This is a genomic window from Christensenella massiliensis, assembly GCF_040409835.1.
Taxonomy (GTDB): domain Bacteria; phylum Bacillota; class Clostridia; order Christensenellales; family Christensenellaceae; genus Christensenella; species Christensenella massiliensis.
This window is the reverse complement of record NZ_CP117826.1, coordinates 1,775,305-1,787,699: the sequence shown is the minus strand read 5'-3', so window position 1 is coordinate 1,787,699 and position 12,395 is coordinate 1,775,305. Positions and strand designations below refer to the sequence as shown.

Here is a 12,395-nt window from a genome sequence, read left to right as displayed (position 1 = left end):
TATTATATCATAACTTGTTCCCGCAGCGGAACGCAAAATCATAAATACGTAAACAGCAGGATATAAATAGGGATCGTAAGGAAGGACAGCAGCGTCGTGACGGCGACGCCGCGCGCTGCAAATTCCGTATCCGCACCCGATATTTCGGCAAAGATAGTCGTCGTGACCATGGCGGGCAGGCTCATTTGGATGGTGAGCACCTCGGACGGAAAAGCCGCGAGCCCCATACACGCCGTGACGCCAAGCATCACGAGCGGCGATACGGCATACCGCCCCACAAGCGCCCACGAGATGCCCCGGTCGAATTTTTTGATACAGGAGAGCCCCGTCCGCTGCAGGATCATGCCCACGAACATCAGCGCAAGGGGAGAGGTAACATTCCCCACATAGGTGAGCGCGGAAGAAAGAAACGCGGGCAGCCGCACGTTCAGCATCACGAGAACAAAGCCCGCGATGACTGCGAGCATGGGCGGCTTGAATATCTTTTTTAAAATCTCCTTCGCGCTGAAGCGCACGCCTTTTCCTCCGCACGAGAGCTCCATGCCGTCCCGCGCGATCTCTATGAAGCCAAGGCTGTTCATAAAGGTGGTATTCGCAACATAGTAAAAAAGCGCGAACACGAGGGCTTCCTCCCCGAAGATCGCCGTCGCCACGGGGAGCCCTATGAATACCGAATTGGAAAATGAAAACAGCGCCGTAAACACGCCGCGCCGTTCTTTTTCGATCTTTGCGATTTGAATGACGAGCTTTGCGGCCAGCCATGTGATGCCGATCGCCGCAAAGGACGCGAGAATATAGACCCACGAATCCGCAAGCGTCTCCGCTGTGAAGCTCGTGAGGAACGCCATGACCGCCGTACACGGCAGGGTCACGTTTACGATCAGATTGCTGATAAAATCCGTGACGGTCTTGCCCGCCCAGCCCTTTCGCGCAACGAAATAGCCGATGGCAATGATGACCACCACCATAAGTACCGCCTGCACCGCTTCAAAAATCAATGAAATCCTACCTTATCCGCCCTGTCGTCGGAACGCGGCCTCGTCACTCCGTTTCCCGCTTCGTCCTATTTTGCCCCCTGCGTAAATTCCGCATAGCAGCAGTAGGCCGTTTCCGTTCAAACTTCGCTATGCTCGTTTTCACGGACGTCCCTTGCCCGGGTGCTGTTCGCCGAACCATAGGTTCGGACAGCACTCCGTCTGCCCCAAACGACTCGCATACGCTCAAGTCGTTCGGGGACCCCGGTTTATCATGAGCAAAGTCGGCTCTGTTCCGTTTCCTGCGTCGTCCTATTCTGCCTCTTGCGTATTTTCCGCACGGCAGTAGGCCGCGTCGTCGCACGCCCTTTTGCTTCGCGCTTACGCCTCGCGTCAGGGCATGTCCTTTTACTCGTTTTCGTCCTGCGTCCGAAAGCCTCGCTCACGGACCGCCCTTTCTCTACCCCACGCAACCCGCGCTGCTGGGCTTGCGCGGGGACCCCTTTTGTCTCACGCTTCGCTTGCGCTCTTGGGCATCCCTTGCCCGGGCGCTCCCGTCACTCCCCGCCCTTTTGTTCGTTTCCTGATTCCTTATTCTCTATTCTTTATCCCCTGTCATTTCAAAGCGCCGCAGCCGGAGCATCGGCAGCCTGTTACCACGGTTTCGTCCCATGCGTCCTTGACCAGTACCTTTTCATCGTATGCCTCTTGAACAGTAATATCTTTAACTGTATATCCAGCATTTCTGCAAGTTTCATTATTATTCAGCATAGCTTCTTTTTTATGAGCACTAAAGTCTGCAACTGCCTGATGACATCCGGTGCAAATAGTTTGCTCCTTTGTCACCGCGTCATGATGCACCGTCTCATATTCCGCCTCATGGTGCACGGTCTTGGTCTGCTCCACCCAGTTGTGGGTATGAACCTCCGGCTCTCCGCTGCTTCCGCTATTGCCTGTTCCGCCGTTCTCAGGCGTTTTCGGATTCGAAGCCGTCTTTTCGGTTCCGCTGGCCGGGCTTCTGGAGCCGGAACCGCCCGCTCCCGTTCTGCCCGCTTTCTCCCCTGCTTCTGCCGCCGCTCCGCTCCGTTACACCAGCGCGTTATAGATGGCTTTTACCGCCTTTTCAAAATCGTCGTTTTCCACACCCACGATGATGTTGATCTCGCTCGAGCCTTGATCGATCATGCGCACGTTGACATGGCTGTCCGCAAGCGCGGCGAACAGCTTCGCCGAAACGCCCACCTGACGGATCATGCCGCGGCCCACCGTCGCGATGATCGCCATGTTGGAGGAGACCTCCACGCTGTCCGGCTGGCACACCGCGTGTATTTCGTCGATGAGTTCCTCGATGCAGTGGCGGATACGCACGTCGGCCACCACAATGGAGATCGTATCGATCGATGTGGGCATGTGCTCAAACGAAAGCCCGAATTTTTCAAGGCAGGTGAGCACCTTGCGTCCAAAGCCGATCTCCGTATTCATACCATCCTTTTCGATCGTGATGACGGTAAAATTCTTTTTCCCTGCGATGCCCGTGATGCCGTCCGCCTCGCCCCGGCCCTCCACCGCCGGAATGATCATGGTGCCGCTGTTCTCCGGGTCGTTGGTGTTTTTCACATTGATGGGTATCGCCGCCTCGAGCACGGGGAAAATGCTGTCCTCGTGCAGAACGGTCGCGCCCATATACGCAAGCTCGCGCAGCTCGCGGTAGGTGACGACGTCTATCTTCTTCGGGTCTTCCACGATGCGCGGGTCCGCCATCATGAAGCCGGAAACGTCCGTCCAGTTCTCATACAGGTCCGCATTCGCCGCGCGTGCCACAATAGAGCCCGTGATGTCGCTGCCCCCGCGCGAAAACGTCCTGATCTTCCCGTTCGGCAAGCTTCCGTAAAAGCCGGGCACCACGGCCCGCTCGTGCAGCTTTAAAGCCCCCGGCAGAATGGAAAGCGTTTTCTTCGCGTCGTAGCCCCCGTTTTCGTCAAAAAAGATCACGTCCGCCGCGTCGATGAAATCATAGCCCAAAAGGTCCGCGATGAGCAGGCCGTTCAGATATTCGCCCCGTGACGCCGCATAGTCCTCGTTCGCGCCCGTTTTGATATCCTCATATACCTTTTCCAGATAGTCCTCAATTTTGATGGAGAGCCCCAGCTCGTCGCGGATATCCGTATAGCGGCGCACGATCTGGCGGTAGATCTCCTCCGTCTCCTCAAAATGGGAGGCCGCGTCATGCAGGGAATACAGCAGGTCCGTGACCTTGACATCGTCCTTGAAGCGCTTGCCGGGCGCGGAGGGCACTACAAATTTCCTTGCCTCGTCCGCCTCCACGATCTTCTTCATTTTTAAGATCTGCTCCGCGGACGCAAGCGAGCTTCCGCCGAATTTCGTAACTTTGACTGCCATGTTCATTCCCCCACCGTTTTATTCTTCCGGCTCCGCCGGTCCTTCTTCCTTTGCGTAGGGCGCGAGCAGGCGCCCCTCGAGATAATAGCGCTTTTCCTCCGCTTCCCCAAGCGAGAACGTCTTTTTGGGGAGCACGCCGCATTTTACGATCAGATCGAAAAACTCCGCCTTATCGAGCGCTTCAAAATAGAAGCCGATGTTGTCGTATTCCCGGGAAAGCTCCAAAAACGCTTCGTCCCCGTGGATATAGTCGAGACGCGCGGACGGGTTCTCGCCGATATATTCCTCGAATGCCTCCTGCACCTCGCCGACCGCGAGCGGATGCTTCGGGTCCTCGATGATGATACGCCCCGCGCCGTCGTGGTATAGGAACGGGATCTGATACGTTCCGTCGTGCTCGATCTCGCTACGCCAGCGCCCGAACACCAGCTTTGCGTTCTTGCCCTTTTCGCGCAGGCGTTCGACCAGAAACTGTACGCATCCTGCCGGGTTTACGCCGAACAGTACCCGGTGGATGGGCATGAATTCCACTGCGCGGTCGCGCAGGTTGATGACCTCGCACAGCGCGTAGCGGAGCGGATGCCCCTCCCGTTCCTCCGCGGAAAGCTTTTCCTTGGCTTCGTCCCAGATCGCCTTCGCCGTTGCGAGCGAGTGGTTCCCGTCGCCCACGCAGAACATCATATTATCCCGGCGCGGCAGAGCCGTGAGCGCCTCTGTAAGGCCGCCGAGCAGCTTCGGATTATCCACGAGCCAGCCCTCGATGCGCCCGCCGTCCATCATCAGGTCAAAATCATAGAGCTTCGGGAGCGCGCTGCGCTGCGCGTGCAGCGGGCCGATGACGCTGTCCTTTTCATCGTCCATGAGCAGCATAACGTGCGGCAGCTCCACCGCCGCGCCCCGGCGTATCTGCACACGGGGTGGGATACGCGAAAGGACCGTTTGCTCCGTTGCCCGCAGCATCGGCTTGTTTTCTATTCTATAGTCGTATTGCTCAAGGTCCATCGCAAGCAGGATGCCCTTGCGCACCTTTCCGCCGATGTGCCGCTCCGTCAGGACCACCCCCTCGGGCAGCTCGCGCAGCACGCCGGTCTCCAGATATTCGCGCATGGTCTCCTTCATATCCGCGATATGTTCCTCTACCCGTTCATCCTCCAGATAGATCTCCGGGAGCGTGATGTGCAGGGTAGACGGGACGTTCCCTACGAACCGTTCCACAGCCCTCCAGTAATCCGGCTGAGACGTGAACTGGTCGCAGGCGATGCACGCCCATTTTGCAAGGTTCACGTTTTCCGCGGGCAAAAGCACGCGGGGAATGCGGAACCCCTGCTCGTTGTTTTCTTTCATGGTTACCTCCGTTTTTCTTTTCCCCACCGGAAACGAATAAAAGATACCGATATAATAGTATAATATTTCAGGACCGTTTTTTCAAGCGCAACGCACGAAAAAAGCGTTCGGGAAGGCTTCCCGAACGCTTTTTTGCGTACTGCTTTTTCCGTCAGTCGGCAAGCGGCTTTCCCTCCGCGTCCGCAGGGATGCCGCCCGTGAGAGCCAATATGCCCTCCACAAAGCCCCAGATGCCGGATATCCACGTCGTGACGCCGAACGTCACGATGCCGAGAATGCCGAGTATAAGCTGCGTGACGGCCTTGCTGGTAAAGCCGAGATAAAAATTATGGATGCCCAGCCACCCGAGAAAGATACCAAGCAGCCCCGCCGCCACTTTGGACTTTGCGCCCGGCTGCGCCGCCGCCCTTTCCGGCGGCCGTCCGCTCTTCGGCACGAGCCCCACGCCGCACGCGACGCACACGACGGCCTCCTCGTCCGTTCCGCTGCCGCAGTTCCAGCAATAACGGTGCCCCGTTCCTACCGGAACGCCGCAGCCCATGCACACCCTTGCGCCCGGCTCGAGCTGCTTCCCGCAATTCCTGCAATATTTGAATTCCGCCATTTTAAAACCTCCAAAGCGCGGCCTGTCCGCGTTTTCTTGGCTTTAGTATAGGAGCATGCGGCGGGCAAGTCAACGAACTTCATGGTATCTTCATAAACTGTTAAGGGGTTTTGCTGTTTTCGTCCTGCAATATCCGAAAAAAAACTATAATCTTTGGAATTGCGGCGTTTTCCTGTGCGCCCTATAATCGGTTTTAGGATAGAGTCCTATTTTTCATTCCCGGAGGAATATCATGATCAAGCCCGGATATTTTGGAAAGACGGTCTGTGCGGACAACCGCCGCATGGATTTTGACTTCGGCAACGAACAGCTTTTATACCTCGGCACAAAGATCGACCTGCTGTTCATCGGAGACAGCATCACCCAGCTCTGGGATATCCCCGCCTATATCGGCCGTGAAAAATGCATCGTCAACCGCGCCATCGGCGGAGACGATTCCACCTATCTGCTGCGGCGCTTCGACGCGGACTGCATTCAGCTTGTGCCCGCCCGCTGCGTGCTGATGATCGGCACGAACGACATCTCCCGCACCCATTACGACCATTGGTGGCGTACGGAGGGCGAACCGCAGCAGCTCGTGCTGGAGGAATATAAGGCCAACCTGCGGGAGCTCGTACGGAAATGCAAAACCGCGGGCGTTGCCCTTTCGCTTTGCTCGGTGATCCCGTCGGATATCGCCCCGCCTTTCAATAAAGAGCTCCGCTTTTCCATGACCGCGGAGATGAACGGATTTTTGCGCGGCCTGTGTGCGGAAAACTGCCTCCAATACATCGATTACTTTCCCGCCCTGTGCCTCCCTGACGGAAAAACCATTCGCCCGGACTATACGCCGGACGGTATCCATCCGAATGCAAAGGGCTATGCAGCCATGGCCCGCATCCTGACAAATCGCCTGCGAAACGCAGGCTGCCTTTGAGCCGAATGTCTGTATATAAAGAACAAATATCCCGTCTTTTTTCTTTTTTAATCCGCCTCTGTAAGCAGCACACATGTTCCAAACGCAGGAACCGATGGCAGTGAAAACCGTCCGTAGCCCCCTGAATCCACTGCACACAGGGACAGTTGCGCGCCGCCCGGCAAGAGAAGCATGCCTTTCCGCGCGCCGCGCACGCCGAGTTCAAGAACATCTACCTCATCGAGAGACAAATTGATGAACGCCACCAGCGTCCGGCGGCCATCCATACTCGACCGAACAAACTGTGCTCCTTTCCCGTCATTGAAAATGACCGCAGGCATCGTCTCTCTTGTCAGATAGTCGCACACCCGTAGCATCTGTGTACGGCGTGCACGCGATACGATCCTGTCGAACGGCGAATAGCCAAGCGCGCAGACGCGGCCGCCAAGCTCGTTTTCAAACAGCGTTCCTGCCGCGCCGAGGTGCTCTCCCCTGTAGTCCTCCAAAAAGCTGATTTCTCGCACACCTGTTACCTCCGGGAAAAGCGGAGCTGCCGCACCGTGGAAAAAGGCTGTACGCACGTCTCTGTATACATCCCGCAGCCCGTCGTTCACCGCATCGTCCAAATTGTAGCGTTCCCGTACCGAATCAGTCGTATCTTCACCCGCACGTACGCCTGTAAGGTTTCCCATGCCCCGCCGTTCCAGCGTCCGCACTGCTTCCGCGTCGAGAATCACTGCGCCCGCAAGAAATTTTTTCAGTTCGCTGTCAGTAAAGCCCTCTGCTAGCCTGCCCGTGAGTATCGTACCGTCCGCATGCTCCGGCTGCATGGAAAGCGGTATACCGATCTGCGCAAGCGAATAGGTTTTCATCACATTGTGGCGCGGATTGTTCTCATACGTTGTAAAAAAACTCTCGTCCCCGTGTACCGGCCGCCGTTGATCGTATTTCCGGGATATGGCCGGATAAAATCCCCGGCACTCAAAGCCTTCTGCAAACGCCTGCATCGCGTTCCACACCGGACGCATTGTTCGAATATCCTCATACAGCAGGTCGCACCCGTCATACCGTGTGCCCGGATCTATCTTCATCGTGTTAAGCAACACCCCGTTCATGCCCGCTGCCAGCGCGAGCGTGCATTCGTCAAGCGTGATGCGCCGGGATTTCTGGAAATCATGATAGGGAAAATTCTCTACCTCATACTGCACATCTGTGACCATGGCCGGATATTCCGCCGCCTGCCGCGCGGTGGAAAGCACCTTGACATATACGCCCTGCGGCTCCGTATCGTCGTAAAAACCCTCGCCCGGCCGCCCTTTTTCCGCATCGAGCGCTGTAAACCAGTCATCAAACGACATCCCGTTGAAGGTGCTCCAACCCTGATGCTGTGTCATAAAGCCGAGTGGAAGGCCCGGGCACACCGTACGCACCGCGTTCTTGATATGTGCGAGCAACTCCGTTATTTTATTACTGTTGTCCTGCACAAACGCCGCCCGCAGCGCATTCCCGTCTGGCTGCTCCATTGCCTGCACGAGCGTCTCGCGGGTATAGCTGCTCCTCATTTTTTTGTTGAACCGTTCTATACATGCCGGGCAGAAGCAGCCAAATTTTACGCCGTTCCAGAACAATTTGATGTCGTCGTCCACCCAGATATAATCCGGCCTCGTCTCAGCGACCAGCCTGTATTTTTCTTCAATATATTGCAGAAAGCCCATGTTGACCGGACAAAAGCAGCCTGCCGATTCCTCTCCATCATAGCCCATTACGGGTACATACGGGCTTTTCTCGCTGGCGCTTCCCTCATCGATATGCCCGATGGTACATAAAACATTCACGCCCACGCTGAAACCAAGGCTGCGCAGCGTTTCGATGCGCTCCCGCAGGACCGCCATATCTTTCTTGATCTCAGGGAGCGGACGATAGCCGTAATGCGAATATTCTGTAAAAAGGGTAAGCTCATCGAGTAAATCTCCGTACCGCTTCAGAAAAGCAAGCAAAGATGCAAATTCCGTTTCGTCCTTCCATGCATTATAGTGGACCCGTTGCGCAAGCTTCATAATGGTATCTCCTTTAAAAATATGATTTGAATACGGGGATGTCTCCCCCTTTTCCTTTATATTGGATTATCTGCGTGCGTCCGCACAATTCAAAAGATTATAGGTTTTGTTTGAATATTACAGGCTTTTTCCTCCCATCCACATCAAAAATTTTGTTTTGTATAATTATTGAAATTGCAATCCTCCTTCCAGACTGCTATGATAAATCAATCATGATGGAAGCGCCGAACGGCACGGCGCAGGTGACGAATATGGATAAAGGTCTTTCCATACATCCGGATTTTTTTCCGGTTTTCCGCTTTACGCTCCCCACCATTATTATGATGGTCTTTATGGCACTCTATACGGTCGTAGACGGTATTTTCCTTTCTCAGTGGGTGAATACCGATGCGCTGGCCGCGGTAAATATCGTCGGCCCGTTTCTTTATACGGTCATCGCATTCGGAAATATGTTCGGTGCGGGCGGCAGCGCTGTCGTCGCGCACAAGCTTGGCGCCGGAGCGCCGGAGACCGCCCGGCGCTATTTTACGGCCCTGCTGATCCTCTCAGGAAGCACCGGGGCCATTCTGTCTGTCCTTGCCTTCGTTTTTCAGGGCGGCCTGCTACAGCTTCTCGGCGCTTCTCCTCTGCTACTGCCCTACTGCAGGGCCTACTTTACCGCCCTGCTGCCTTTTATTCCCTTCGGCCTCATTCAGACCTTTTTCCACTATTTTTTCGTCACGGCGGGAAAACCGCAGATCGGTATGGCTGTGGCTCTTGCCGCCGGCTTTACAAAGATCGCGCTGGAATACCTTTTTATCGCCATACTCGGCTGGGGCGTTTTCGGCGCGGCTCTTGCAACGGGGATAGGCTATACCGTTCCGTCTGTCTTTGCCATTTCCTATTTTACGCTGCAGAAAAAAACGGATCTGCGTATCGCCCCGCCTCTTTTTCGGGCTCGGATCATCGGCAGGAGCATGGCGAACGGAGCTTCAGAAATGATCAGCGTGATGGCGGGAAGCCTTGCCGTATTCGTCTTTAATCTAACGATGATAGAGCGAGTTGGCGAGGACGGTGTGGCTGCCATTTCCATTCTGCTCTATTCGCAAAATTTGTGGACAGCGCTTTATATCGGTTTTTCGAACGGCGTGGCCCCGCTTTTGAGCTATACTCTCGGCACGCAGGATGGAAAACGCCTACGACGCCTTTTCGTGCAGTGTATCCGCTCTATCACCCTGTTCTCAGTAGCGACCTATGTGATCTCTCTGCTTTCGGCAAACAACTTTTTCACGATTTTCGCTCCGCCTGGCTCACCTGTGTTCAGGCTCGCGTCGGAGGGCTTTCCCTTTTTTGCAATATCTTATATCTTTATTGGATTCAATATATTTTCCTCCGCCTTTTTCACCTCCCTTGGAAATGCGCGGGTATCCGCAACGATTTCTTTTCTGCGTACCTTTGTATTCCTACTTGGCGCGCTTCTTCTGCTCCCATCCTTTCTCGGTATGAACGGGATATGGTTCGCCGTTTCCGCAGCAGAGCTCCTCACCTTTCCCTTTTCACTTTTCTTTTTTTTCAAATATAGAAGTATTTATCACTATTCTTTGTACAGCAAAGCAACACAGCGGCAACATACGAAAGTATAATTTTTGAAACCGTTTATAATATTTGGAAAGACTCCTGCAATCTTTGAAATTGCATCGATAGTAGCGGCATCTTATCATTGAATCAAACGAATGGTCCACTCTTTTCACGCAGCTAAACAACATCAAAATAAAAACGAGGAAAGAAAAATGAAAAAAATTATTTCGTTAGTCCTGACTATACTGTTTACGACCGCGCTGTTTGTCGGCTGCGCAGCCGCTCCCGCCGCAGACAGTATTTCTGAAAGTGCCGGCGCAAAGACCACGTCCGGGGAACCGGTGACCATAACATGGGCAGTCTATGAGACAGCCAATTTTTCGGCTGATTTTTATCAGCACATTATCGACTCTTTTGAAGCCGATAACCCGGATATCAGAATTGAAAAAATATTGATGACAGGCGACGACCGCGGCCAATTCCTGAAAACGCAGCTCGCCGCTGGAACATTTCCGGATGTCGTAATGGAAGCGAATTCTGTTGCCGACATCGAGGGCCTTTTTGCGGAGGTCCCGGATGAGCTTCTGTCCCGTTATGAGGATGCGACCATCATCGAAACGTTCGGCAAAAAAACGCTGATCCCCGCAAGCATGCAGTATCGGATGCAGATGTATTATCACAAAGACCAATTCGAGGAGGCAGGCATCACAGAGCTTCCCGAAACGTGGGATGAATTCGTGCAGGTATGCGAAAAACTGAAAGTGGCAGGCAAGATTCCGCTTATGGGCAGCGGCGCAAAAGATATCTGGGCCTGCGGCTCTGGCTACCTCATCACCGGCTTCAACAGCGATTTGCTAGCAGCTTATCCGAATCTGAACCGCGATCTGCTGGACGGAAAAGTCAAATGGTCAAATGAAACAGCCTCCGAAAGCATGGAAAGCACTGATCGATGCCGGCTATTACCACGAAGGCTCTATGTCATTCAGCTATACCCAGTCCGCGGAGGAATTCAAAAAGGGCGCAACCGCTATGATGTGGGACGGTTCTTGGACAGCCGCTACACTGGACGCGGAGGGCGATACCAGTATTGGCACGTTTCTGACGCCTAACATCTCTGGCTCCAAAACCTATTGCGCGACCCCCGTTTACTGGGGTGTGAGCAACGAATCCCAAAATAAAGAAGCGGCATTCCGCTTTGTAGACTATGTGCTCGGCGGAAATGAAGATATTTACCGCTACTATCTCGAGGCGGACGGCCTCGTCTCTGTGACCAAGGTGCCTGTGACCTATGAACAGGGTCCGGTCATGGAAGAGTTTATCAGCAACTATGAGGGCTGCACTCTCATCCCTGAATTCTTCAAGGTAGTAGGCGACGATGGTCTGCCGGTCGGCATGGAAAACTTCGCGCTGAAATCGATGCAGAGCATCTTCACCGGCGCTGATGTAGATACCGAACTCGCCAAGTGGGACGAGGAACTCGCACGCCTGCTGGCAAACGCAGAAACCAACGGCTGATATAAAACAGAGATTGCGTGAACAGAATGGTTTCCTCCCACAGCTCCGCAGACTGCAGTCTGCGGAGCTGCCCGATTGGATCATCCATACAAAAAAAGCAGGTAATGCCTGCTTTTTTTGATTGCTCTTTACGGCTTTATATAGGCATAGCCCTCTTTTTGCCGGCGGATCAGCTCCACCGCTCCCGACGGAACGACTTCAATAAAGGGGATCAGGCTTCCCTCCCGTATCCCTGCGGCGGCAAGGGCGTTTCTGCACGCCGCAAATTTGACGGTATCGAGCGCAAGGTCGCGAATCGCGTCATACCGTCCGTCGGCGCGGGCGCGGTCCTCTCTGAGGTTCTCGACCGCCGCTCCGTTCGCAACGATCTCGATGCGAAAATCCGTTCCCGTCTGTTCGCCATACTTTATGATGTTTCCGGCGTTTGTGAGCGCCAGCTCCCATTTTTCCGGTTCGTCTACATGGATCACTGTCTTCATATTTTTCCCTCCTTCAGTCGTTCTGCCTATTGCTTCAGTACCACGGTGTGAACGTGTGCAGGGTCTCCCGCCGCATAAACAAAGGTAACATTGCCATGGAAAAAAACACATCCTCACCAACGCTGTGAACGGGCCTCCCGCCGGATTCCCCCGTAGTTCCGCAAGGTACCGTTCTCTAAATTCATCAAAGCGCCGGCGCCCAAGCCATTCCCGCGGGGGCGCAGCCTCTTTTCCCACGAATCCACGCCTCTTTTCCGTACGGCCACGACTCGCCCGCTGATGAAATATGGCAGCCGTCTTTTTCTGCACACCGTCGTAAATACGTTTTGATCTGACTATTCCGTTACCTCCTTGGTATTGATAATCCATTTTGACGATTTCTAACAGATTCTTCTGAAATTTAATCGGGCAGGGCATATTTTAAGCTGCCGGGCCATCCTCCTGACAGCTTTGAACTGTGCGGCAGGACGCCGCAGACACAAAAAGCCCTGCCGCACAGCGGCAGGGTATTGAAGCGGGCGGCGCCCGCACAGGAATGCGGAATATTTGTTTTGAGCGGTATGGACGCTC

General features: G+C 54.4%; 10 protein-coding genes and 1 pseudogene. 4 read left to right on the top strand and 7 right to left on the bottom strand.

What is annotated here, in order from left to right; translation table 11 throughout:
• Positions 1-38 precede the first annotated feature (38 nt).
• The 5 genes from PUP29_RS08615 to PUP29_RS08595 form a co-directional block, all read right to left on the bottom strand.
• The gene (locus PUP29_RS08615) at positions 39-998 is read right to left on the bottom strand and encodes an AEC family transporter (protein ID WP_079546258.1); all 960 of its coding nucleotides are present in this window, start codon (positions 996-998) and stop codon (positions 39-41) included.
• Positions 999-1,589: 591 nt separating this feature from the next.
• Positions 1,590-1,862, bottom strand: a complete 273-nt coding sequence (locus PUP29_RS08610) for a hypothetical protein (protein ID WP_353422990.1) — start codon at positions 1,860-1,862, stop codon at positions 1,590-1,592.
• Positions 1,863-2,060: 198 nt separating this feature from the next.
• The gene (locus PUP29_RS08605) at positions 2,061-3,374 is read right to left on the bottom strand and encodes an aspartate kinase (protein WP_079546260.1); all 1,314 of its coding nucleotides are present in this window, start codon (positions 3,372-3,374) and stop codon (positions 2,061-2,063) included.
• An 18-nt stretch (positions 3,375-3,392) separates the two neighbouring features.
• Complete coding sequence (locus PUP29_RS08600; protein ID WP_079546261.1) at positions 3,393-4,718, bottom strand: DUF1015 domain-containing protein; 1,326 nt, start codon at positions 4,716-4,718, stop codon at positions 3,393-3,395.
• 151 nt (positions 4,719-4,869) lie between these two features.
• Entirely contained in the window at positions 4,870-5,322 is a 453-nt protein-coding gene (locus PUP29_RS08595; protein WP_079546262.1) for an NINE protein, read from the bottom strand.
• Positions 5,323-5,554: 232 nt separating this feature from the next.
• Between PUP29_RS08595 and PUP29_RS08590 the strand changes: the two genes are divergently transcribed.
• Complete coding sequence (locus tag PUP29_RS08590) at positions 5,555-6,238, top strand: SGNH/GDSL hydrolase family protein (RefSeq protein ID WP_353422988.1); 684 nt, start codon at positions 5,555-5,557, stop codon at positions 6,236-6,238.
• 47 nt (positions 6,239-6,285) lie between these two features.
• Here the strand turns inward: PUP29_RS08590 and PUP29_RS08585 are convergent, their stop codons facing one another.
• The gene (locus tag PUP29_RS08585; protein ID WP_079546264.1) at positions 6,286-8,274 is read right to left on the bottom strand and encodes a hypothetical protein; all 1,989 of its coding nucleotides are present in this window, start codon (positions 8,272-8,274) and stop codon (positions 6,286-6,288) included.
• A 212-nt stretch (positions 8,275-8,486) separates the two neighbouring features.
• On the opposite strand from PUP29_RS08585, the gene PUP29_RS08580 reads away from it, so the two are divergent.
• The 3 genes and pseudogenes from PUP29_RS08580 (at position 8,487) to PUP29_RS08570 (ending at position 11,346) form a co-directional block, all read left to right on the top strand.
• A complete protein-coding gene (locus PUP29_RS08580; RefSeq protein ID WP_353422987.1) occupies positions 8,487-9,896 on the top strand; it encodes an MATE family efflux transporter in 1,410 nt (469 codons plus the stop codon).
• Positions 9,897-9,986: 90 nt separating this feature from the next.
• Positions 9,987-10,628, top strand: a pseudogene (locus PUP29_RS08575) (ABC transporter substrate-binding protein); the annotation flags it as partial.
• 115 nt (positions 10,629-10,743) lie between these two features.
• Complete coding sequence (locus PUP29_RS08570) at positions 10,744-11,346, top strand: extracellular solute-binding protein (protein WP_353422986.1); 603 nt, start codon at positions 10,744-10,746, stop codon at positions 11,344-11,346.
• Between the two features lie 128 nt (positions 11,347-11,474).
• Here PUP29_RS08570 and PUP29_RS08565 read toward each other — a convergent pair whose 3' ends face one another.
• Positions 11,475-11,825, bottom strand: coding sequence for a DsrE family protein (locus tag PUP29_RS08565; protein ID WP_353422985.1), 351 nt, complete (start codon positions 11,823-11,825; stop codon positions 11,475-11,477).
• Positions 11,826-12,395: the final 570 nt, after the last annotated feature.